At 64.6% G+C, this 23,898-nt stretch carries 17 protein-coding genes; 13 read left to right on the forward strand and 4 right to left on the reverse strand.

From position 1 onward, the window contains the following. Window positions 1–30: 30 nt before the first annotated feature. Window positions 31–693, reverse strand: a complete 663-nt coding sequence (gene phoU / locus CXX84_RS11785; RefSeq protein ID WP_102976877.1) for a phosphate signaling complex protein PhoU — start codon at window positions 691–693, stop codon at window positions 31–33. A gap of 205 nt (window positions 694–898) precedes the next feature. On the opposite strand from phoU, the gene CXX84_RS11790 reads away from it, so the two are divergent. Next, entirely contained in the window at window positions 899–2,146 is a 1,248-nt protein-coding gene (locus CXX84_RS11790) for a sensor histidine kinase (RefSeq protein WP_102976878.1), read from the forward strand. Then, the gene (locus CXX84_RS11795; protein WP_102976879.1) at window positions 2,143–2,823 is read left to right on the forward strand and encodes a response regulator transcription factor; all 681 of its coding nucleotides are present in this window, start codon (window positions 2,143–2,145) and stop codon (window positions 2,821–2,823) included. The genes CXX84_RS11790 and CXX84_RS11795 overlap by 4 nt, the downstream gene beginning before the upstream one ends. 135 nt (window positions 2,824–2,958) lie before the next feature. On the opposite strand, the gene CXX84_RS11800 is transcribed toward CXX84_RS11795, so the two are convergent. Then, on the reverse strand, window positions 2,959–3,507 hold the full coding sequence (locus CXX84_RS11800; RefSeq protein WP_102976880.1) for a hypothetical protein: 549 nt from the start codon (window positions 3,505–3,507) through the stop codon (window positions 2,959–2,961). 272 nt (window positions 3,508–3,779) lie between these two features. Between CXX84_RS11800 and CXX84_RS11805 the strand changes: the two genes are divergently transcribed. The 8 genes from CXX84_RS11805 to CXX84_RS11840 all read left to right on the forward strand — a co-directional run bounded on the left by CXX84_RS11805 (window position 3,780) and on the right by CXX84_RS11840 (window position 11,361). Beyond that, window positions 3,780–4,262 carry a CarD family transcriptional regulator gene (locus CXX84_RS11805; protein ID WP_011690592.1) on the forward strand — a complete coding sequence of 161 codons (483 nt, stop codon included), beginning with the start codon at window positions 3,780–3,782 and terminating at the stop codon, window positions 4,260–4,262. 119 nt (window positions 4,263–4,381) lie between these two features. Further along, window positions 4,382–5,164, forward strand: a complete 783-nt coding sequence (gene ispD, locus CXX84_RS11810; protein WP_102976881.1) for a 2-C-methyl-D-erythritol 4-phosphate cytidylyltransferase — start codon at window positions 4,382–4,384, stop codon at window positions 5,162–5,164. A gap of 3 nt (window positions 5,165–5,167) precedes the next feature. Further along, the gene (gene ispF, locus CXX84_RS11815) at window positions 5,168–5,683 is read left to right on the forward strand and encodes a 2-C-methyl-D-erythritol 2,4-cyclodiphosphate synthase (protein WP_102976882.1); all 516 of its coding nucleotides are present in this window, start codon (window positions 5,168–5,170) and stop codon (window positions 5,681–5,683) included. A 9-nt stretch (window positions 5,684–5,692) separates the two neighbouring features. Then, window positions 5,693–7,159 (forward strand): cysteine--tRNA ligase, encoded by a 1,467-nt coding sequence (gene cysS / locus CXX84_RS11820; protein ID WP_102976883.1) that lies wholly within the window; start codon window positions 5,693–5,695, stop codon window positions 7,157–7,159. A 115-nt stretch (window positions 7,160–7,274) separates the two neighbouring features. Continuing rightward, on the forward strand, window positions 7,275–8,264 hold the full coding sequence (rlmB, locus tag CXX84_RS11825; protein WP_102976884.1) for a 23S rRNA (guanosine(2251)-2'-O)-methyltransferase RlmB: 990 nt from the start codon (window positions 7,275–7,277) through the stop codon (window positions 8,262–8,264). 92 nt (window positions 8,265–8,356) lie between these two features. Then, a complete protein-coding gene (gene glgX / locus CXX84_RS11830; RefSeq protein WP_102976885.1) occupies window positions 8,357–10,468 on the forward strand; it encodes a glycogen debranching protein GlgX in 2,112 nt (703 codons plus the stop codon). 17 nt (window positions 10,469–10,485) lie between these two features. Next, window positions 10,486–10,995, forward strand: coding sequence for a ribonuclease domain-containing protein (locus CXX84_RS11835; protein WP_102976886.1), 510 nt, complete (start codon window positions 10,486–10,488; stop codon window positions 10,993–10,995). Window positions 10,996–11,004: 9 nt separating this feature from the next. Then, complete coding sequence (locus tag CXX84_RS11840) at window positions 11,005–11,361, forward strand: barstar family protein (protein ID WP_102976887.1); 357 nt, start codon at window positions 11,005–11,007, stop codon at window positions 11,359–11,361. A 17-nt stretch (window positions 11,362–11,378) separates the two neighbouring features. Here CXX84_RS11840 and CXX84_RS11845 read toward each other — a convergent pair whose 3' ends face one another. Together CXX84_RS11845 and glgP are read right to left on the reverse strand one after the other, a co-directional pair. Further along, window positions 11,379–13,166: a thiamine pyrophosphate-requiring protein gene (locus CXX84_RS11845; RefSeq protein ID WP_102976888.1), complete on the reverse strand. Its 1,788-nt coding sequence runs from the start codon at window positions 13,164–13,166 to the stop codon at window positions 11,379–11,381. A 29-nt stretch (window positions 13,167–13,195) separates the two neighbouring features. Further along, window positions 13,196–15,814: an alpha-glucan family phosphorylase gene (gene glgP, locus CXX84_RS11850; RefSeq protein ID WP_189337571.1), complete on the reverse strand. Its 2,619-nt coding sequence runs from the start codon at window positions 15,812–15,814 to the stop codon at window positions 13,196–13,198. Between the two features lie 192 nt (window positions 15,815–16,006). Here glgP and CXX84_RS11855 point away from each other — a divergent pair, with 192 nt between their 5' ends. The 3 genes from CXX84_RS11855 to CXX84_RS11865 are packed head-to-tail and all read left to right on the forward strand — an operon-like array spanning window position 16,007 to window position 23,572. Beyond that, entirely contained in the window at window positions 16,007–18,049 is a 2,043-nt protein-coding gene (locus CXX84_RS11855) for an alpha-1,4-glucan--maltose-1-phosphate maltosyltransferase (protein WP_102976924.1), read from the forward strand. Continuing rightward, window positions 18,046–19,842, forward strand: coding sequence for a maltose alpha-D-glucosyltransferase (gene treS, locus CXX84_RS11860; RefSeq protein WP_102976890.1), 1,797 nt, complete (start codon window positions 18,046–18,048; stop codon window positions 19,840–19,842). Before CXX84_RS11855 ends, treS begins: the two co-directional genes overlap by 4 nt. Before the next feature lie 7 nt (window positions 19,843–19,849). Beyond that, complete coding sequence (locus tag CXX84_RS11865) at window positions 19,850–23,572, forward strand: 1,4-alpha-glucan branching enzyme (protein ID WP_102976891.1); 3,723 nt, start codon at window positions 19,850–19,852, stop codon at window positions 23,570–23,572. Window positions 23,573–23,898 lie beyond the last annotated feature (326 nt).

A 23,898-nucleotide genomic window follows, 5' to 3' on the forward strand; every position in this document is an offset into this window, starting at 1 on the left:
ACCAGCCCGCCGTCGTGCGTTCCCGGGGATTTAGCTGTGTTCGTTTCCGGTGGGCTGCCAGGCGCCCGTCACCAGGTACGTGACCTTTTGAGCCACTGAAACCCCGTGGTCCGCGAAGCGCTCGAAGTACCTGCTGGCGAGTGCAACGTCGACAGTGGTAGCTGGCGATTCCTGCCACTCGGGCGCGGCGATCGCCTTGAAGACGCTGAGGTGGAGGTCATTGATGGCGGTGTTCGCCTTCAGGATGTCCCGCGCCACGTCGAGGTTGCGGGTTTCCAGCAGGACGGTCAGCTTGTCTGCAATCTCCTGGTCCAGCTCGGCCATGCGCTTGAATGTCCCGGTCATCGACTCCGGAATAGCGTTGGACGGGTAGCGGAGCCGTGCGAGCTGGGCGATGTGCCGGGCAAGGTCGCCCATCCGCTCCAGGGAAGCGCTCATACGGAGCGATCCCACAATCATCCGCAGGTCACTGGCGACTGGCCCCTGCAGTGCCAAAATATCAATGGCGCGCTCGTCGAGGCTGTTCTGCAGGAAGTCGATACGGGCATCCGCAGCGATGACGTCCTGGGCAAGATCCACGTCCGCCACTTCAAAGGACGTGGTGGCCTTGTTGATTGCTTCGCTCACCAGCCGGGAAATCTCCACGAGCTGGTCACCGACCTGGGTCAGCTCTTCCTGAAAAACCTTACGCACGTGGGCGTCCTTTCCTTGTAACTCCCGCCGTCCCGTTCCGGGCAGCAGGAATTGCGTCACCAATCGGCACTCCAACTGGCTACTTTGCCAGCGCCGGGTAAACGGTGAGGCCCTTGAAGGTGAACGTTAGTTGAACCGTCGGACGGGGAGGCCCGGACTCGCCGGGCGGGCCCTTTCCAGAGCATAAGGTGGAGCTGTGGATCCTATGCTCATCGGCCTGGTGGCCGGCCTCGTCGGCCTGGCTCTTGGCACGTTCGGCGTGCTCGCCTACCGGGTCAGCGAGCGGCAGCGGCAATTGCTGGACGTGGACGCCGAAGAACTGGCGCTGCCGCCTGGGGCCGCCGAGGTGCTGGCCGTCGTCGGCCGTGCCTTTGTAGTAGTGGACGCTGTGGACGGCGTGGTCCGAGCCAGCCCGGCAGCGTATGCGTACGGCCTGGTCCGGGGCCACACGGTGGTCCACAAAGAGCTGCTGGACATGACGGCCGGGGTCCGGCGCGACGGCGTCATCCTGGAGAAGCAGCTTGAGCTTCCCCGCGGTCCGCTGGGCCAGGGAACCATCATTGTCCAGGTCCGGGCCGCAATGCTGGGTGAGGAATACATCCTGCTGCTGGCCGATGACCGTACCGAGATCACCAGGACCGAAGAGATCCGGAATGATTTTGTGGCGAATGTGTCCCATGAGCTGAAAACCCCTGTCGGGGCCATCTCGCTGCTTGCAGAGGCTTTGGAGTCATCAGCGGACGATGAAGTGGCCGTCCGGCGGTTCGCGAAGCGGATGCACAAAGAGTCGGGCCGGCTGGCCGCCCTGGTTCAGGACATCATCGAGCTGTCCAGGCTGCAAGGCGCCAGTGTCGCGCAGCAGGGCACGCCGGTCGATGTCAACGCGGTGGTCAGCGAGGCGGTGGACCGGTCCCAGTTGCCCGCCGAAAGCAAGAACATCCGGATGGTGGTGGGCGGCAGGACCGGGGCCAAGGTCTTCGGGGACCAGGACCTCCTGGTGACCGCGCTCCGAAACCTCATCGACAACGCCATCCGCTATTCCCCGGAGAACACCCGGGTGGGCATCGGCGTCCGCAGCCGGGAAGGCCTGGTGTCCATCTCTGTGACGGACCAGGGTGAGGGACTCAGCCCCGAGGACCAGGAGCGCGTCTTTGAGCGTTTTTACCGGGTGGATTCGGCCCGGTCGCGCCACACCGGCGGCACTGGCCTGGGCCTGAGCATCGTCAAGCACGTGGCATCAAACCATGGCGGCGAGGTGACGCTGTGGTCCCAGCCCGGGCAGGGCTCCACGTTCACCCTCCGGCTTCCCGAAATGGAAGGCCAGGACGGAGGGGAAGAATCACTTCCTGATGCCGCCCCCGCTGCGGGCCAGGCCCCGCAGCAGCCGGAAGAACCAGCTGTTACCCAAGGACCCCGCGCCACAGGCGCACCAGAACGAGGAGCAAACGCTTGAGCAGGATCTTGATTGTCGAGGACGAGGAGTCGTTCAGCGACCCCTTGTCCTATTTGCTGGGCAAGGAAGGGTTCGAGGTGGAAGTCGTGGACAACGGCCTCGACGCTATCACCGAATTCGACCGGAACGGCGCGGACCTGGTGCTGCTGGATCTGCAGCTTCCCGGGCTGTCCGGCACGGAAGTGTGCCGCCAGCTCCGCCAGCGGTCCACAGTTCCGGTGATCATGCTGACGGCCAAGGATGCCGAGATCGACAAGGTAGTAGGGCTTGAACTCGGTGCGGATGACTACGTCACCAAGCCCTATTCCTCCCGTGAGCTGGTGGCCCGGGTCAGGGCAGTGCTGCGGCGCCAGGGCGAACCGGAAGAACTCATCTCCAGCACCGTGCAGGCGGGGCCGGTCAGGATGGACATTGAACGCCATGTGGTCAGCGTGGGGGGCGAGCAGGTGCTGCTGCCCCTGAAGGAGTTTGAGCTCCTTGAAATGCTGTTGCGCAACTCCGGACGGGTCCTCACCCGGGGCCAGCTCATCGACAGGGTCTGGGGTTCCGACTACGTGGGCGACACCAAGACCCTTGACGTCCACGTGAAGCGGCTGCGGGGAAAGATCGAGCCGGACCCTTCGGCACCGCGGTTCCTGGTGACCGTGCGGGGGCTTGGCTACAAGTTCGAGCCGTAAAGTGTTGACGGCGCCAGCAACTCCTGCACCTTCACCCGGGGGCTGGGCGGTTTAGGAACAATGACATACAAAAGGAGGGGCCGGCCGGCCCCTCCTTTTGTATGTCTCTGAATGCTGGGCGGTCAGCCCGGCTGCTCAGTGTCCGTCGCCTCCGCCGGCTTCTTCGGACGCCGACGGCGACGGGCTGGCTGAGGTGGGGGCGGGGGTGCTGCCGGCCGGAAGGTATTCCTTGTACTCGGGAAGCGTGGCGTCCAGCACGGGAACCTTCACCGTGTTGCTGACGTTGGTCCCGTCCTCCGTAATTTCGACATCGACGAGGGATCCGGGGATGCCGCCCGTGGTGCTGAGGATGGCTTCGTCGGAGCTGTCGTTGAGCAGTGTGTAGTCATTGGCCTTGACCGGGACTTCGGTCTGCGACCCTTCCGCGCCGTTCACGGTCAAGGTCACGTCCTGGGAGGAGGAATTGTAGACGGCGCCGATCAGGCGGCCCGGCTGGTCTTCACCCGCGGAGACGATCAGCATGTTTCGAAGCTGGAGGGGTCCGAGGTCGGTGATGATGCCATCGGACGACTGGTACTGCTGGCTCGTCTGCTGGGGATTGGTGTACCCGCAACCTGACGTCAGCAACCCGACGCCGAGGGCGGCTGCCGTCAGTGCCAGTTTGCCGCGCTGGGCCCGGGTCATCGCAGTGAAACGCACGTCGCGTACTCCTCAAGAGTCTTGAAACATTAATCACGCATAGCCTATCCGCAAAGCAGGCCAAACGAGGATTCGGCGCTGTCACATCGGCCTTCCTTCAAGCCCTCCGCATACACTATTATCTGCGTTCGTCAAGGGGGTAAGGGGGGCTGATTAGGCCTATTTTCCGCGTATTCCTGCGGTTCTCGCTCCTCTTCCCGGCCGGTCATATGCCTGAATCGTGATAAACTGGTCAGCGGGAAAGGGGAAATGTCCACATGGTATTTGAGGTCGGCGAGACAGTAGTTTACCCTCACCACGGTGCTGCGAAGATTGAAGAAATCAAGATGCGCACCATCAAGGGCGAAGAGAAAATGTATCTCAAGCTCAAGGTGGCTCAGGGTGATCTGACCATTGAAGTTCCAGCAGAGAACGTTGACCTTGTTGGTGTACGGGACGTAGTGGGCAAGGAAGGCCTGGAGCACGTGTTTGATGTGCTTCGCGCCGAGTTCACTGAAGAACCCACCAACTGGTCACGCAGGTACAAGGCAAACCTGGAGAAGCTTGCTTCCGGTGACGTCATCAAGGTTGCAGAGGTCGTCCGCGACCTGTGGCGCCGGGATCACGACCGGGGCCTTTCCGCAGGCGAGAAGCGAATGCTGGCCAAGGCCCGGCAGATTCTGATTTCAGAACTGGCGCTGGCTGAAAAGACCGACGAGGAGAAGGCTGCAAGCGTTCTCGACGAGGTTCTGGCTTCCTAAGAATTGAACCCCGGTGGCACCCATGTGCCGCCGGGGCTTCTTTTTGCCCAAAACAGCCTGCAAAGAATCGTGCGCAGGCGTTCAGGCGCTGCGTCCCGCAGGGACGTAGGCTAGTCCGCATGAGCGAAACACCCACCCGCCTGGTCACAGCAGTGATCCTGGTGGCAGCAGGTTCAGGGCAGAGGCTGGGCTACGGCATGCCCAAAGCAGCGGTTCCGCTGGGCGGGGAGCCTATTTTGATGCATGCCCTCCGCGGCATCGTCGCCTCCGGAGCCGGCACCCAGGTGTGCGTCGCGCTGCCCCCCGGCGACGACGGTCTCCGTCAGCTCTGCGAAGAATTCCGGCAGGAGCTGGCCGACGGCGGCCCGCTCCTTACCATCGTCGACGGCGGCAGCACCCGGGCAGATTCCGTCCGCGCGGGCATGGCTGCCCTGATGGACGGCATTGAGGCCGTGCTGGTACACGATGCCGCCCGGGCACTGACGCCTGAGTCGGTCTTCCACCGCGTCGCTGACGCTCTTGCCGCCGGGGCCGCAGCAGTCATCCCCGCTGTCCCTGTGGTGGACACGGTCAAGACCGTAGCCGCCACCACCGGCAGGGACAGTGAGGTGGCCCCTGAGGTTGTTACCGGGACCGCGCCCCGCGAGGAACTTCGGGCGGTGCAGACGCCGCAGGGCTTCCACCTCGGCACCCTTCTGAAGGCCCATGAGGCGGCCCGGAGCCTGGACCAGCAGCAGTCGGACGCAGTCACTGATGATGCGATGCTCGTTGAAATGCTGGGCACCCCTGTCCATGTCGTCCGGGGATCAACCCAGTCCCTGAAAATCACCACCCCGCTTGACTTGATCCTCGCCGAAGGGCTCCTCGAGGGGCCGCTGGGCGCCCGCTGGGTGGAAGGCTAGGACATGAAACCGACGGAAATGATCATCCCCCGTACCGGCATTGGGCTGGACGTGCACGCCTATGCCAGCGAGGATCAGTCCCGCGCGCTGTGGCTGGGAGGCCTGCTGTGGCCAGGAGAACGGGGGCTGGCAGGCCACTCCGACGGTGATCCGGTGGCTCACGCAGCCGCTGATGCGGTGTTCTCCGCCGCTGGAGTGGGAGACCTTGGGACACACTTCGGCACTGACCGGCCCGAGTTTGCCGGCGCTTCCGGCGTTGACCTCCTGGCCGAGGCCGCGCGGATTGTCCGCGCAGCCGGGTTCGAGATCGGCAACATTGCTGTCCAGTTTGTCGCCAACCGGCCTAAGTTCGGCCCCCGAAGGGAAGAATCGCAACGGGTTTTGAGTGACGCCGCCGACGCGCCCGTAAGCGTCACGGCCACCACCAGCGACCATCTGGGATTCACCGGCCGCGGTGAAGGCATCTCCGCGGTGGCCACCGCCCTGGTGTATCCAAGGCCGCACCTCCCCATCAGCTAATCTGGACCGGTGACCCTGCGCTTCTATGACACTGCCTCCGCCGAAGTCCGGACCTTCGTGCCCCTCGTCGAGGGCAAGGCCAGCCTCTACTACTGCGGGGCCACCGTGCAGGGCATGCCCCACGTCGGCCACATCCGCTCGGCCATCGCTTTTGACCAGCTCACGCGCTGGCTCACCTATCGCGGGCTCCGGGTCACCGTGGTCAGGAATGTCACGGACATCGATGACAAAATCCTCGCGAAATCGGAGGCATCCTTCGCCGCAGGATTCCAGCCTGAACCGGGCGAGGTGCAGGAAGAGGAATGGTGGGCACTTGCCTACCGCTACGAGCGGGAGTTCCTCAAGGCTTACGACACACTGGGTGTCTCCCGGCCCACGTACGAGCCCCGCGCCACGGGCCACATCCCGGAGATGCACACCCTTATCCAGCAGCTCGTTGACCGCGGTCACGCTTACCCTGCGCTGGACGACTCCGGCGACGTCTACTTCGACGTGCGTTCCTGGAGCAAATACGGCGCCCTGACCCGGCAGAACATCGACGACATGCAGGCGGCTCCGGATGCCGATCCGAGGGGTAAAAAGGACCCCCGCGACTTCGCGCTGTGGAAGGGCTCCAAAGAGGGAGAGCCGACGACGGCGAGCTGGGCCTCGCCGTGGGGCGCCGGCCGCCCGGGCTGGCACCTCGAGTGCTCCGCGATGGTTACAAAGTACCTGGGGACGGAGTTTGATATCCATGGCGGCGGGCTTGATCTCCGCTTCCCGCACCACGAGAACGAGATGGCCCAGTCACAGGCCGCCGGACACCCGTTCGCCAACTTCTGGATGCACAACGGCATGGTGACCTACGAGGGCGAAAAAATGTCCAAGTCCATCGGCAACACCATCAGCCCGGCCGAGATGCTGGAACTGGCGTCTCCGCGCGTCGTCCGTTACTACCTCGGGCAGGCCCATTACCGCTCGGTGCTCGACTACCGCCCAACATCCCTCCAGGAAGCCGCCGCCGCCGTCGAACGCATAGACGGTTTCATCGCCAAAGCCAAAGCGCGCTTCAGCCGTGACGGCGGCCTTCTGGTGGAGAATACCGGTTCGTCCGCAGCGGCTCTGCAGGCGTTCGCGGATGCGATGGACGACGACCTTAACGTTCCCCGGGCCCTGGCTGCGCTGCACGAGACAGTCCGCGCCGGCAACACTGCGGTGGCCGAAGGTGATGACACTGGCAGCAGCGAGGCCCTGGACGCAGTGATGATCATGACCGAAGTCCTCGGGCTCGATGCGGTGCAGCAGCCCGTCGAAGGGGGCGGTAAAGAGCATGCCGCACTCGAGGTCCTGGTCCAGGCCCAGCTGGAAGCCCGGGCCGCTGCCCGCGCTGATAGGAACTGGGCCGCATCGGACGCCATCCGGGACACCCTGGCTGCCGCAGGCGTGCTGGTCGAGGACGGGCCGGACGGGGCACGCTGGACCCTGAAACGGGACTGAACGCGCACGTCGGACCAGGCGGACCGAAGAGGCGGTTTATCCGGAAGCAGGCGATTTTTCCTGGTTCAGTAGACTGGTAGGCAGACTTAGTCAGCACAATCAAGGGTGGAACACAATGGCCAACAATGGTCGCCGATCGGTTAAAGCGAAGAAGGGCCCAACCATCGGTACCGGTGGCCACGGCCGCAAGGCCCTGGAAGGCAAGGGTCCCACCCCCAAAGCGGAGGACCGTCCCTACCACAAGGCGCACAAAGCCAAGCAGCTCTCCGAGCGCTCTGCGGCAAAACGCAACCCGGGAGCCCGCAGCGCCGGCGCAGCCAAGTCCGGGCCCAAGGGCCGCGCCACCGAGGAAGTCGTCACCGGCCGCAACTCGGTGGTTGAGGCACTCCGCGCGGGCATCCCGGCCAAAGCGCTCCATGTCGCCATCCGGATCGAGATGGACGACCGCGTCAAGGAATCCCTTAAGCTCGCCGCCGAACGCGGCATCCCGCTGATGGAAACCGGCAAGCCCGAACTTGACCGGATGACGGATGACGCCGTCCACCAGGGGCTGGTGCTCCAGATCCCGCCGTACGACTACCAGGACGCCTACGAGCTGGCCGAAGCCACGGTTGATAAGTGGAAGAAGGGCCATGTGGGCAACGCTCCGCTCTTCGTGGCACTGGATGGCATTACCGACCCCCGCAACCTTGGGGCAATCATCCGCTCGGTGTCCGCGTTCAGCGGCCACGGGGTCATCGTCCCGGAACGCCGCTCGGTGGGCGTCACCGCCTCGGCATGGAAGACCAGCGCCGGCGCCGCAGTCCGCGTTCCGGTGGCCCGTGCCTCGAACCTCAACAACGCCCTGAAGCAATTCAAGAGCATGGGGATCTTCGTCCTGGGACTGGACGGTGACGGCGACGTTTCCCTGCCGGACCTGACGCTGGCCACCGAACCCGTGTGCATCGTCGTGGGCTCGGAAGGAAAGGGCCTGAGCAGGCTGGTCCGCGAGAACTGCGACCAGATCGTCTCCATCCCCATCGACTCCGCGATGGAATCGCTCAACGCCTCGATGGCCGTGGGCATTTCGCTCTACGAGGTCTCCCGGCAGCGCGCCGCCAAGTAGTTTCCACAAGCCCCGCAAACAAGCGGGCATTTACCCGACGTTATCCTTGCGTCCGGGCAGGTCATGTGCCGCTGGCGGCTAATATTTAGGTGATGGTCATGCCGCTCTTCGACACTGCTTCCACCATGGACGCCTCCACGGCTGTTCCCCTCGGTGTCAGCATCCCGCGCGTCGATTCGGGCGAGATGCGCCACCGGGCTGGCGGGCGGGCCAACGTGGCCTGCTACGCCCCAGGCGTTTCCAGCCTCGAAATCGCCTACATTGCCCCGGGCGGGGAGTGGCAGGTACAAACCCTGCCCAACGTCGCCCACGGTGTGCACCACGGCATCGTCGAGGACCTGCCCTGCGGCTCCCGCTACGGCTTCCGCCGGGCGTCCCGTGAGCAGTCGCTGCCCTTTCCCGCGCCCACCACCGATGTTGAAGACCACGGCGGCCAGCCCCTGCTGCTTGACCCCTACGGCCGGGCCGTGGACCAGAGCGATGGTTTCCTTACCAGCGTGCGCATGGCCGGTGACTTCGACTGGGAAGCGGACGAACGGCTCCGGCTGCCGTGGCGGAACACGATCATTTATGAAGCACATGTCCGTGGCCAAAGCATGCTCCACCCCGATGTGCCCGAGGAACTCCGGGGCACCTACGCCGGGATGGCCCACCCGGCCATCATCGAACACCTGACCGGAATGGGTGTCACGGCGGTGCAGCTGCTGCCGGTGCACTTCCACTTGGACGAACCGCACCTGCAGGACCTGGGGCTGACCAACTATTGGGGTTACAACACGGCGGCTTTTTTCGCCCTGCACCCGGGCTACGCCACACGGGCGGCCCAGGCTGCCGGCCCGCAGGCGGTGCAGGACGAGTTCAAGGGCATGGTCAAGCTCCTCCATGCTGCCGGCCTGGAGGTCATCCTGGACGTCGTCTACAACCACACGGCCGAGGGCGGTCCTGACGGGCAGACCATCAGCTTCCGGGGGCTGGGGGAGCAAACGTATTACCGTACCGACGGCCACGGAAAGTATGTTGACACTACCGGCTGCGGAAACACCCTGAATTTCGGCGAACCGCGCGTGGTCCAGCTGGTCCTGGACTCGCTCCGTTACTGGGTGGATGAGTTCCACATCGACGGGTTCCGCTTTGACCTGGCCGTGTCACTCTGCCGGAACTCGGCCAACGAGTTTGATCCCCGGCACCCGTTCCTGGTCGCCGTCGCCGCAGATCCGGTTCTCTCCGACGTCAAGCTGATCGCGGAACCGTGGGACGTGGGCTATGGCGGCTGGCAGACCGGACGCTTCCCGGGCGGCTGGGCCGACTGGAACGACCATTTCCGTGACGCGGTCCGCTCCTTCTGGCTGGCCGACCGCGCGGCCCTTGAAGCCGGCGGCCAGGGCGGGCCCCTGGCCAAACTCGCAGACGCGCTGTCCGGGTCAGCCGCGCTCTTCCAGGCCTCCGGCCGGTCCCGCCTGGCATCGGTGAACTACGTCACCTCCCACGACGGTTTCACCCTAAACGACCTCGTCTCCTATGACCGCAAGCACAACGAGGACAACGGCGAAGAGAACAGGGACGGGCACGGGGACAACCGCAGCTACAACCACGGAGTCGAAGGTCCCACCGAGAACGGCGGGATCCTCGCCAAACGGGCCCAGTCCCGCCGCAACATGATGGCCTCGCTGCTCATTTCCCTGGGCGTTCCCATGATCACCGCCGGTGATGAATTGGCCCGGACCCAGCAAGGGAACAACAACGCCTACTGCCAGGACAACGCCATGGCCTGGATGGATTGGAGCAGGACGCCGGAATCCCACGAAATGCTCCGCAGTACCAAGCGCTACATCCGCCTGCGCAAGGAGTTCCTGGCCGCGCAGCCGCATGATTTCCCGGTCCGGGACGAGCAGTCCTACCTGTACTGGTTCGACAAAGACGGCCATCCCATGTCCCTTGACCGCTGGAACGACCCCCAACACCGTGTGGTGCAGCTTCTCCTCGGCTCCGATAACGGCGGGATCGCGGGCCTGATGGTGGTGAACGGCAGCAGCTCGGACGTTCAGATCACGCTGCCCCGGGTCACAGCCGAGGGGACCCACCAGCGGATGTTCGAGCTCCGGCTGACCACCTCGCCCCTGCATGAGGTGCGGCAGGGCGGCAGGGTTGCTTCCGGCGAGAAGGACCTCGTCGAAGCCCAGTCCATCAGCATCTACCGCACCTAGCAGCAGGGAACTCCACAATGCGTAACCGCTCCACCCTGCCCCTGCTGCTGGCCGGCCTGCTGGTGCTCGCGCTCCTGGCCTTCGGCGGCACCGGAGTCCTCGGTCAGCTGATGGAAAGCACGACGCCGGAGGCCGCCTCGAGTGCCCCGCCTGCGCCGGGTGCCGCTACCGGTAAGGCACAGACAGCACCGGTCTCACCGCCGGCTACGGGGGACAACGCGTCCGTGCAGGCCAACCAGTCCGGGCTCCCGGAAATCCGGGAGTCCGCCCTCCCGGCGGAGGGCCGCCGGATACTGGAACTGATCCGTGCCGGCGGGCCGTACCGCTACAGCCAGGACGACCAGACCTTCGGGAACTTTGAGCGCATCCTGCCGCGGCGGGACAGGGGCTACTACCGCGAGTACACCGTTCCCACCCCCGGCGAATCCGACAGGGGAGCGCGGCGCATCGTCGCCGGAACGGGCGGCGACAAGTACTACACCGACGATCACTATGAGTCGTTCAGATTCATCGCGGAAGGCAGCTGAGAAAAACCCATGAAGATCTACTCCGGCGATACCTGGACCCTCGAGGAACTGCAGGAACAGGTGGCCGACGCCGGCCGCCGCAGCCTGGTGATTCCCGCTGCAGACAGCAAGAGGGCAGTCCTGGAAACCTTCGGCGAGGTCCTGAACTTCCCGGAACACTACGGCGTGAACCTCGACGCGCTGAACGACTCCCTGCACGACTTCGCGGACAGCATCACGGAAAACGGCAATCCTCCCGTCACCGTCCTGTGGCAGGTGGCCGCCCCGTTCCGCGCTGACAGGGCTTTCGGGGTCATCTGCGAAATCCTCCAGGACGCCGAACGTTACGCAGGCAAGGACCTCGCCGTCACTGCCGTGCTGCTCTGACCAGGCAGGCCCGACCCTTAGCCGTCCGGCCGCTCCTCGTGTGAGACGTAGGCGTCGAGCAGACCGGCCGCCCGGCCGCCGTCGTCCTCTGCCGCCAGCCCCTTGCGCATGCTGTCAGCCTTCTCCCTGCCTGCCGGGAACGGCGGCAGCAGCGGGATCTCGGGATCGGTCAGCACTTCGATCACCACAGGACGGTCTGCTGCAAACGCCCGTTCCCAGGCGTCGCCGATCAGCTCCGGGTCCTCCACCCTGATTCCGGTAAGTCCCAGCAGGTCCGCGTAGCCGGCGAAGGGAAAATCGGGCAGCTCCTGGCTTGCCGCGAACCGCGGCTCGCCCTCAGATTCCCGCTGCTCCCATGTCACCTCGGTCAGTTCCCTGTTGTTGAACACGCAGACCACAAACCGGGGATCCGCCCACTGCCGCCACCTGTGGGCTACCGTCACCAGCTCGGCAATGCCCGCCATCTGCATTGCACCGTCTCCGGCCAGGGCCACTACCGGCCGGTCCGGGTGGGCCAGCTTCGCCGCAATGCCATAGGGGAGGGAGCATCCCATACTGGCCAGCGTCCCGGAAACGTGCGCCGGGACGCCCGGCGGAAGCACCAGCTGCCGGGCGTACCAGTAAACGCAGCTGCCGACGTCGATACTGAGCAAGGCGTCACCGGGCAGCCGGCCGTTCAGCTCCCGGACCACCCGCTCGGGGTTCACCGGCTTCGCCGGAACAGCCGCACGTTCTGCTGCCAGTTCACGCCAGCGGGTGACTTCCCGTTCCACGTTAGCCCGCCACTGCCCCCGTGCCCGCGGCTCCAGCCGTGACAGGAGGGCCTGGAGAGCCAGGGCCGCATCGCCCGCCAGGCCCACTTCAACCGGGTAGCGGTTACCGATCTTCCGCTCGTCAATGTCGATCTGGACCGCCCGGGCAGCGCCCGGCGGCGGATAGAACTCCGTCCAGGGATCGTTGGAGCCCACAATCAGCAGCGCATCGCAGTTGCCCAGCAGGTGTGCACTGGCGGTGGTCCCAAGGTGTCCCATGGTGCCGACGGCGAAGGGCAGGGTCTCGTCCACATAGGGCTTCCCCAGCAGGCTGGTGGCAATGCCGGCACCGAGCTTTTCAGCCGCTGCCACCACTTCCCGGGCGGCGTGCCGCGCACCTTGTCCCACCAGCAGGGCCACCCGTTCTGAGGAGTTGAGCAGCGCTGCAGCAGCGTCCAGGTCCTCGTCCCGGGGAATTTTGGCCGACGTGCTCCAGGACGGTGCTGTGACCACAATGCCGTGTTCCTGGTCCAGTTCAGGGGCGGGCGCCGACTGGATGTCGTGCGGGACAATCACAACGCAGGGCGAAGACGTGGCCTTCGCGGTGCGGAAGGCGCGGTCAAGGACCATCGGCAGCTGTTCCGGCGCGTTGACCTGCTGGAGAAACTGCGCGGCGACGTCCTTGAACAGGGACATGAGGTCAATTTCCTGCATGTAGGCCGAGCCAAGGACGGTGCGGCTTTGCTGCCCCACGATTGCCACCACCGGAACGCCGTCGAGCTTGGCGTCGTACAGTCCGTTCAACAGATGGACAGCGCCGGGCCCCTGGGTGGAAGTCACCACTCCCACCCCGCCGGTGTACTTCGCGTGGCCCACGGCCATGAAGGCCGCAGTCTCCTCATGCCGGGCCTGGACGAACTCGATCCGGTCCTCCGCCCGGCGCAGGGCCCCCATGAAACCGTTGATCCCGTCACCGCTGTAGCCGAAGACGCGGTTCACGCCCCAACTTGCGAGACGTTCCACGATGACGTCGGACACAGTGGGTTCAGGCATGGTTCCTCCCGGTGGTTCAGGCGCTCGTTCTAGGCGTTGACGATCAGTCCCAGCTCGGCTTTGGAGGCGAGTGCGTCATGCCGCGGCAGGACCCTCACGGTGTAGCCAAACGGTCCGGAGCGGTCGATCACCAATGAACCGCTGAACAGGTGGCGTCCGCTGCCCAGGTCCTCCTGTACCTTCAGGTCCATCACCGTGATGTCCGTCAGGCTGTCGCTTTCCTCGGCCTTCCCGTAGGCGACTTCGACGGAGACGTCCTCAGGGGTAAGAGTGTGCAGGGCCACGTACGCGTTGACCTGGAGGGTGTCGCCGATCTGCGGATCTTCGGAGACGCCCACGGAGTCCACGTGCTCCACGTGCACCAGCGGCCATGCCGAGCGAACGGTTGCAGTCCAGGCTGCAAGGGTGCGCGCCTGTGAATAGGAGTTGGCCGAAGCGCTCCGCCCTGCCTCCGCTGCCGGGCGGTAGAGGATGTTCACGTAGTCGCGCAGCATGCGTTCGGCCGAGACCGCCGGACCGAGGTGCGAGAGCGTGTGCTTGATCATGGAGACCCAGTGCGTGGGCACCTTCTCGGCCTCCGACGTCGAGGGCCCTGCAGCGCCGGCACCGGCCGATACGGTGCTGCCATAGAAGCGCGGCGCCACCTGCGTCTCGAGCAGCTCGTACAGAGCGGCGGCTTCGATGTCGTCCCGTTCCTCTGCTGACGCGTTGTTGTTGGCGGTCGGAATCGCCCAGCCGTTCTCGCCGTCGTACATCTCATCCCACCAGCCGTCCAGGACCGAAAGGTTCAGCGACCCGTTGAGCGCAGCCTTCATCCCGGAAGTTCCGCAGGCTTCGAGCGGCCGGAGCGGGTTGTTCAGCCACACGTCACAGCCCGGGAAGAGGGTCCGGGCCATGGCGATGTCGTAGTTGGGCAGGAAGGCGATCCTGTGCCGGACTTCGGGATCGTCCGTGAAGCGGACCAGGTCCTGGATCATCTTCTTCCCCGCGTCGTCGGCGGGGTGCGACTTACCCGCGATGACCAGCTGGATGGGGTGTTCCTTGTGCAGGAGGAGCGCCTTAAGCCGGTCAGGCTCACGCAGCATCAGGGTGAGGCGCTTGTAGGTGGGGACGCGCCGGGCAAAGCCGATGGTCAGGACGTCCGGGTCCAGGACCTTGTCGGTCCAGCCCAGCTCTGCATCAGCCGCACCACGTTTCTTCCACGCCGCGCGGAGGCGAACGCGGACATCGTCAACCAATGCCGCCCGCATCTCGCGCCGGAGCGCCCACACATCAGCGTCACTGACGTTGTACGCGAGGTCCCAGCGGCCGTTCGCCTCGGCTTCACTGCCGAACTGGTCCCGGGCCAGCTTCGAGATGCGGCTGTCGACCCAGGTAGGGACGTGCACTCCGTTCGTCACCGAGGTGATGGGGACTTCGGAATGGTCAAAGCCCGGCCACAGGGCGGAGAACATGCCGCGGGATACTTCCCCGTGCAGCTTGGCGACGCCGTTGGCGCGCTGGGCCAGGCGGAGCCCCATGACGGCCATGTTGAATACGGAGGGGTTGCCTTCAGCGTAATTTTCGCGGCCCAGCTCCAGGATGCGGTCAACGGGCACTGCCGGCGCGAGACCGGCCTGGAAGAAGTGGTGGATCTGGGCGATCTCGAACCTGTCGATGCCCGCAGGAACGGGGGTGTGGGTAGTAAAGACAGTGGACGCCCGTCCCGCTGCGAGGGCCTCGTCGAACGTCAGCCCCTGCTCCCCGGCCATGAGCTCCTGGATGCGTTCGATGCCGAGGAAGCCGGCGTGGCCCTCATTGGTATGGAACACTTCGGGGGCGGTGGTGCCCGTCAGTTGCTGGAAGGCGCGCAGCGCCTTGACCCCGCCCATGCCGAGCAGCAGTTCCTGCTGCAGCCGGTGGTCTCCGCCGCCGCCGTAGAGGCGGTCGGTGATGCTGCGGGCAGCGTCGTCATTGCCCGGCACGTTCGAGTCCAGAAGCAGCAGGGGAACGCGTCCGACGTCGGCACGCCAGATGTGTGCCAGCAGGCGGCGGCCGTTGGGCAAGGGGAGCGCGATCTGCAGGGGACGGCCGATGCCGTCGGCTGAAGGCTCGCGGAGCAGGGTGAGCGGCAGCCCGTCCGGGTCCAGGACCGGGTAGGTCTCCTGCTGCCAGGCATCCCGGGACAGCGACTGCTTGAAGTAGCCCGCCTGGTACAGCAGCCCCACGCCGATCAGAGGCACACCCAGGTCGGAAGCAGCCTTCAAATGGTCGCCGGCGAGGATTCCCAGGCCGCCCGAGTACTGGGGGAGTACTTCCGTGATGCCGAACTCAGGGGAGAAGTAGGCGATCGACGCAGGGGCATCCGGGCCCAGGCTCTGGTACCAGCGGGGCTCCTCAAGGTAGCGGTCAAGGTCCTCCTCAGCGGCCCTCACCCGCTCCACAACGGAGCGGTCCGCAGCAAGCTGCTGGAACTCTTCGCGGCTTACCATTCCCAGGAAACCCACCGGATCCTGGCCGCTTTCCTTCCAGAGACGCGGGTTCAATCCAGCAAAAAGATCCCGCGTGGGGCGGTGCCAGGACCAGCGCAGGTTGCTCGCCAAACGGGCCAGCGGCCGGATCGGTTCTGGGAGGACTGTACGGACGGTAAATCTGCGGATTGCCTTCACCTGCGTCACACTAACCGACAACATGCGCGGCTGGAACCAGCTTCAGGTTTCTTTTGGGTAAATGACAGTTGGCACCGGGGAAATGACGGCGGACGCGCCCAAATTAGTGCGCAGGCTTAGCATTCCAGCTCTTTTCTCGCTAACGTCGAGCTTGTGACGACTAACTCAGGAACCAGTGCCGCATCAATGAAAATGTCGAAGGGCCTCATCACTGACGGGCTGCGGTTCGGACGATTTCCGATCACCGCCGTGCAGCCGGTCGTTGAGGATGGCAAGTTTCCCGCTAAAGCCCTGCCGGGCGAAGGCATCGTGGTGGGAGCCACGGCTTTCCGCGAGGGACACGACCAGCTGGGCGTCGACGCCGTGCTCTTTGACCCCGAAGGCAACGAACGCCAGCGGGTCAGACTCGCACCGCCCCGCGGGGAACGAGGCATGGGGACCGACCGCTGGGAAGGCGTCCTCACGCCGTCGGAAACCGGCAACTGGTCCTTCGCGATCGAAGCCTGGCATGACCGCTACGGCACCTGGCACCACAACGCCGAAGTGAAGGTGGACGCCGGGATCGACGTTGAACTCATGCTGGCAGAGGGCTCAGCGCTCCTTGGCGAAGCCTCCGGTGACGACTCCCGTGATGAAGCGGACCGGGAAACGCTGCGTACGGCCGCCGGTACCCTGGCTGATGCGTCGCTGACTCCTGAGGAGCGGCTCGGCGCCGGATTCAGCAAGGAGGTGACGGACGTTGTTGCCCGCCAGCCCATCCGGGAACTGGTCACTGTTTCCGACCGATTCCCCTTGCTGGTTGAGCGTGACCGCGCCGGACGCGGAGCCTGGTACGAGTTCTTCCCCCGATCTGAAGGTGCCGTCAAGGACCACACCACAGGCGCCTGGACCTCCGGCAACTTCCGCACTGCTGCCAGCCGGCTTGACGCCGTTGCCGCAATGGGCTTCGACGTCATTTACATGCCGCCCATCCACCCGATCGGCGTGCAGCACCGCAAGGGACCCAACAACACGCTGATTGCCGGCCCGAACCATCCCGGCTCACCGTGGGCCATCGGAGCGGCCGAAGGTGGCCACGATGCCATCCACCCGGACCTGGGCACCTTCGATGATTTTGATGCCTTCGTGGCCCGGGCCAACGAACTTGGCCTGGAAGTGGCCCTGGACCTTGCACTCCAGGCGGCCCCGGACCACCCCTGGGTGCAGTCCAACCCCGAATGGTTCACCACCCGTGTGGACGGCACTATTGCCTATGCCGAAAACCCGCCGAAGAAGTACCAGGACATTTATCCGCTCAATTTCGATAATGATCCTGAGGGCCTGTCGAACGAAATCCTGCGGATTGTGCTCCTGTGGGTAAGCCACGGCGTAAAGATTTTCCGGGTGGATAATCCGCACACCAAACCGGTGTGGTTCTGGGAATGGCTTATTGCGCAGGTCAATAAGGAAGTTCCCGGTGTGGTGTTCCTTGCCGAGGCGTTTACCCGGCCTGCAATGATGCATGCCCTGGGCCGTGCCGGATTCCAGCAGTCCTATACATACTTCACGTGGCGCAACACCAAGAAGGAAATCGAGGATTACTTCACTGAAGTCAGCCACGAGTCGGCTGCGTTCTTCCGCCCCAACTTCTTCGTCAACACCCCGGACATCCTGACGGAGTACCTGCAGTTCGGTGGCCCGGCGGCGTTCAAGATCAGGGCTGTCCTGGCGGCCTCCGCCAGTCCGCTGTGGGGCGTCTACGCCGGCTATGAACTCTATGAGCACGTGGCCCGGCCCGGCGCGGAGGAGTACATCGACAACGAAAAGTTCGAGTACAAGGCACGCGACTGGGACGCAGCCGCCCACTCCGGGCGGACCCTTGCCCCATACATCACCAGGCTCAACGAGATCAGGCACGCGCACCCGGCGCTGCAGGACCTGCAGAACCTGACGGTCCACCACAGCACAGACGACGCCACGGTTGTCTACTCCAAGCACAAGACGCTGCCGGATGGGTCAAAGGACACCCTCATCGTGGTGGTCAATGTTGATCCGCACGGAACCCGGGAGTGCACTGTTTCACTTGACCTGGCCGCCCTTGAACTGGGCCCCGAAGACCTGACCCACAACGGAGGCTTCCACGTGGATGACCTCATTTCCGGTGACAGCTGGGAATGGGGCGAGTACAACTACGTGCGTCTTGACCCCCATGTGGAGCCCGCACACATCCTGCGCGTTAGGAGAATGCATCAGTGAATTTTAATCCGCAAGGTTCCGGGCAGCATTTCACACCTAAGAGCACGTTCGAGTTAAATGCACCGGGACTCCCGCACGATCCGCTGTGGTACCGGAAAGCGGTGTTCTACGAGGTACTCGTTCGAGCTTTTGCGGATGCCAACGGTGACGGCTCCGGTGACTTCTCCGGCCTCATCGACAGGCTTGACTATCTTCAGTGGCTGGGCGTCGACTGCCTCTGGCTGCCGCCGTTCTTCCAGTCGCCGCTGCGCGACGGCGGTTATGACATCTCGGACTACAACTCGGTCCTGGACGAGTTCGGAACCATCAGCGACTTCAAACGCCTGGTCGCCGAGGCCCACGCGAGGGGTGTCCGGGTAATTATCGACCTGCCCCTGAACCACACCTCGGACCAGCACCCCTGGTTCCAGGAGTCGCGCAAGGACCCGGACGGCCCGTACGGGGACTTTTACGTCTGGAGCGACACAGACGAGAAGTACCAGGACGCGCGCATCATCTTCGTGGACACCGAGGAATCCAACTGGACCTTCGACCCCATCCGGCGCCAGTTCTTCTGGCACCGCTTCTTCAGCCACCAGCCGGACCTGAACTTCGAAAACCCGAAGGTCATCGAAGCGCTGTTCGATGTTGTCCGGTTCTGGCTGGACCAGGGCATTGACGGCTTCCGAGCAGACGCCATCCCGTACCTGTTCGAGGAGGAAGGGACGAACTGCGAGAACCTTCCGGCCACCCACGAGTTCCTTCGGAAGCTCCGCACCATGGTGGACGAGAGCTACCCCGGCCGGGTGATCATCGCCGAGGCCAACCAGCCGCCGAACGAAGTGGTGGAGTACTTCGGTACGGAAGAGGAACCCGAATGCCACATGGCCTTCCACTTCCCGATCATGCCGCGGTTGTACTACGCCCTTCGGGACCAGAAGGCCGCGCCCATCATCGAAACCATGCAGGATACGCCGGAAATCCCTGACGGAGCGCAGTGGGGGACCTTCCTGCGGAACCATGATGAGCTGACCCTTGAAATGGTCACCGCAGATGAGCGCGCGGCCATGCTTGGCTGGTACGCGCCGGATCCCCGCATGCGGGCCAACATCGGCATCCGGCGGAGGCTCGCGCCGTTGCTGGACAACTCGCGCGCTGAAATTGAGCTGATCAACGCGCTCCTCCTCTCGCTTCCAGGCAGCCCGTTCCTCTATTACGGGGACGAGATCGGCATGGGAGACAATATCTGGCTCGAAGACCGCGATGCCGTGCGCACTCCGATGCAGTGGAATCCGGACCGGAACGCCGGGTTCTCCAACGCGGATCCGGGCAAGCTCTACCTGCCTCCCATCCAGTCCCTGGTGTACAACTACGCCATGGCCAACGTCGAGGCGGAAGCGGCCCACTCAGGGTCCCTGCTGCGCTGGACCCGGCAGATCCTGAGCGTCCGCAAGAACCACCCGGCGTTCGGTCTGGGCGGTTTCAGGCACGTGGATGCCGATCATGACGCCGTACTCGCATATCTCCGCGAGCTGCCGGACGGCAACTCCGCCGGCGCTGACGGCGAGACCATCCTGTGCGCGTTCAACCTTTCGCAGCATCCGGTTGCAGCCCAGCTGCGGCTCCCGCAATTCGCGGGGCGCGGGTTGCGCGACGTCTTCGGCGGCCAGCCGTTCCCCGGCGTCAACGATGACGGAACCCTCACGTTGACCTTGGGCAGCCACGATTTCTTCTGGTTGCGGCTCCGGTCGGCGGCCTCCAATCCATCGTCGCCCTACACCCAGGCGATGCCGATCCTCTCGATCGAGAACTGAGGCTGAGATGAATCAACCAATCCTTACCCCCGCCCTTACCGCCCTCCTCCAGGAATGGCTTCCGCAACAGCGGTGGTTCCCGGTCAAGACACCAGACTTTGACATGCTGCAGGTTGGCAGCCTGGGCCTGGAGGACGCTTCCGGCCATGCCGGGCTGGCAGTCTTCCTCCTGGCCGTCACCACGCAAACGTCCGACGGCGGCCAGCGGACCGCCGTCGTCCAGGTCCCCTTGAGCTTCCGGCAGGCGCCCGCAGCCGGGATGGAACGCGCCATGGTGGGCCAGGCAGCCGGCATGGACCCCTCCAGGACCTGGGTTTATGACGCCGTCCACGACCCCGACTTCGTGGGCAGCTGGCTGGAGCTTATCCGGCAGGAGGAAAAGGCGCCCAACGGCAGCGCAACCGGATTCCGCGTTCCCGGGGACCGCCGCCTTCCTACCGCCCGCGGCGTTGTGAAGGTGCTGTCCGGCGAGCAGTCCAACAGTTCAGTCATCGTGGACGACGGCGAGTCCGCGGCCATCGTGAAATTCTTCCGTGTGCTGTCCGACGGGACGAATCCCGAAGTTGAAGTGGGCGCGGCGCTGACGGCTGCGGACACCTTCGAAGTTCCCGCCACTCTTGGGTGGGTTCGGGGCGAATGGCTGGCCCAGGGAACGGCTCAGTCTGCCAATGGATCGCGCTATGTCCAGGGCGAACTGGCGGTGGCGCACGAGTTCCTGGCAGGGGGCCGCGACGCCTGGCGCCTGGCCGTTGATGCCGCCCGTTCCGGCACTGACTTCACGGCAGAAGCGCAGGCACTGGGCGCGGCGACGGCCACGGTTCATCAGCGGCTTGCGCAGGCACTGGGGCAGTCCGCCGAGCACGAACCGGGTCAGACCATTGCACCGGCAGTAGCCCAGCGTGTCCGCGAGGCGTGGGCAGAGGCCGCTGCCGCCGTCGGTCCTTATGACGAAGCCTTGAACGCGCTCCTGGACAAGCTTGACCATGTGCCCGCGGGTCCGTTGCAGCGTATCCACGGGGACTTCCACCTGGGCCAGATTCTCCAGGTCCCCGGGCACACGGGAAGCCCAGTGGCCGGCGGTGGCGCACAGGGCCCCGCCCCCGCACGGTGGGCCATCCTTGATTTCGAAGGCGAACCACTGCGTCCGGTGGTAGAACGGAACGTTCCCGACGTACCCCTGAGGGACGTCGTGGGCATGCTCAGGTCCTTCGACTACGCAGCCGGAGCAGCGCAACGCGAACAGGAGGGCGCGCAGGTACCGGCTTCCTGGGTTGACGACTGCGCCGATGCCTTCCTCGCCGGATATGCGGGTGTGACGCCGGGGACGGTGGACCGGGAATCGCCCCTCTTTGTGGCATTGTGGCTGGACAAGGCACTGTACGAAGTAGTTTATGAAATGCGCAACAGGCCCGACTGGCTGGCGATCCCCGTGAACGCCTCCAGGCGGCTCCTGGGCAGTAATGGCGCCGGTGGTAACGCCGGGGCAGCATCGGAAGGTAACGACATGACAGGCTCAGCACGAATTGACCGGCCAGGGGTGCCGCTGAATGTAGATGAAGGCACCCTGGGCAGGATTGCGAACGGCGAACACCACGCCCCCCACTCAGTCCTGGGCGCACACCTCGACGATTACGGCCACGTCACCATCCGCACCGTGAAGCACCTCGCCGATTCCGTCACCGTCATCACACCGGCGGGTGATGTTCCCATGGAGCACGAGGCACACGGCGTATGGGTGGCCGTCCTCGAACCCCTGCAGCAGGGGCACGTTCCGGACTACCGGCTGTCCGTCACGTATCCGGGCGCGGAACCGGTCACCGTCGACGACCCCTACCGCTACCTGCCAACCGTGGGTGAAGTGGACCTGCACCTGATCGGCGAAGGGCGGCACGAAAAGCTCTGGGAGGTGCTTGGCGCCCACGTCCAGCACTACAAGTCCGCGATGGGGGACGTGGACGGTGTTTCCTTCGCAGTCTGGGCGCCCAACGCGCAGGCCGTCCGGGTGAAGGGCGACTTCAACGCTTGGGACGGCCGCGAGAACTCCCTCCGCTCACTGGGGTCCTCGGGAGTCTGGGAAATCTTCGTCCCCGGTGTTGTAGCAGGGGCGTGCTACAAATTTGAAATCCGGACCAAGGCCGGCCACTGGGTGGAAAAAGCTGACCCCCTGGCATTCGGTACGGAGGTGCCGCCCTTGACCGCCTCCAGGGTGGTGGAGCCGTCGTACGCCTTCAAGGACCAGGAGTGGATGGAAGCACGCGCCCAACGGGATCCGCACAACTCGGCCATGAGCGTCTACGAGGTCCACCTCGGCTCCTGGAAGCTTGGCCTCGGGTACCGGGAGCTCGCCAAGGAACTGGTGGAGTACGTCAAGTGGCTCGGCTTCACGCATGTGGAGTTCATGCCGGTTGCTGAGCACCCGTTCGGCGGGTCGTGGGGCTACCAGGTCACGTCCTACTTCGCGCCGACGTCCCGTTTTGGACACCCCGATGAGTTCCGCTATCTGGTGGACACCCTGCACCAGGCCGGCATTGGCGTGCTCCTGGACTGGGTTCCGGCCCACTTCCCCAAGGACGCCTGGGCGCTCGCCCAGTTCGACGGCGAGCCGCTGTACGAGCACGCGGACCCCAATCTGGGCGAACACCCCGACTGGGGTACCCTGATCTTCGACTTTGGACGGACGGAAGTACGCAACTTCCTCGTGGCCAACGCCTTGTACTGGCTGGACGAGTTCCACATCGATGGCCTGCGCGTGGACGCCGTCGCTTCCATGCTGTACCTGGACTACTCCCGTGAGGAGGGCCAGTGGCAGCCCAATCGCTTCGGCGGCAGGGAAAACCTGGAAGCCATCTCCTTCCTGCAGGAAGTCAACGCCACGGTGTACAAGACGCACCCCGGCGCGGTCATGATCGCCGAGGAATCCACCGCATTCCCCGGAGTGACCGCGCCCACCAGCCATGGCGGACTCGGTTTCGGCCTGAAGTGGAACATGGGCTGGATGCACGACTCCCTCAAGTACGCGTCTGAGGAGCCCGTCAACCGCAAGTGGCACCACGGAACAGTCACGTTCTCCCTGGTTTACGCCTTCACGGAAAACTTCCTGCTGCCCATCAGCCACGATGAGGTAGTCCACGGCAAGGGATCCATGCTGCGCAAGATGCCGGGCGACCGCTGGCAGCAGCTGGCAAACCTGCGCGCCTTCCTGGCCTACCAGTGGGCCCACCCGGGCAAGCAGCTGATCTTCATGGGCACCGAATTCGGCCAGGAAGCGGAATGGTCCGAACAGCACGGGCTCGACTGGTGGCTTGCTGAGATCCCGGCACACCAGGGTGTGCAGCTGCTGACCAAGGATCTCAACGAGCTCTACAGCTCTACCCCGGCGCTCTATGCCCGGGACAACGAGCCCGGCGGGTTCCAGTGGATCAACGGGGGAGACGCGGACCGCAATGTCCTGTCGTTCATCCGTTGGGACAAGGACGACAATCCGCTGGTCGTCGCCATCAACTTCTCAGGCGCACCCCACGTTGGATACACCCTGGGTGTGCCGGAAGCCGGCGCCTGGACCGAGGTCCTGAACACGGACGCGGCAACCTATGGCGGGTCCGGTGTCCTCAACTCGGGCGAGCTCAAAGCTGCGGACAAGGGGCAGGACGGTCAGCCGGCCACCCTTAGCGTCACTTTGCCGCCGCTGGGCGCTGCCTACTTCAGGCCCGGAGCTTCTGCCGCCGGCTAACTGTTGGATTGATGGTTGGAAGGGCCCGGGATCCGCGTGATTCCGGGCTTTTTCGCGTCCTGCCGCAGGACTGGGGGACGCTGCCCCCGGGCGGGTTGGCTATCTGGAAAAAGTGGTGGTAGAGTTTATTTCCGCGCTGCTCCACGGAGTCAGACGGAAAAACCGACACTCAAGCCTCTGGCTAAAGAGCGTCGCGGAAGCCGGTTTGACAAGTGAGAGAGCAGCCGGTAAGTTTGAGAAGTTGCTCCGGAGCGATCCACGGCTGAGAAGTGCTGGTGGTGGTGCCGGGTGTGTCTGTTGTTTGAGAACTCAATAGTGTGCCAAGT

The sequence above is a fragment of the Arthrobacter sp. AFG7.2 genome (assembly GCF_002892835.1).
In the GTDB taxonomy this organism is placed as follows: Bacteria; Actinomycetota; Actinomycetes; order Actinomycetales; family Micrococcaceae; genus Arthrobacter.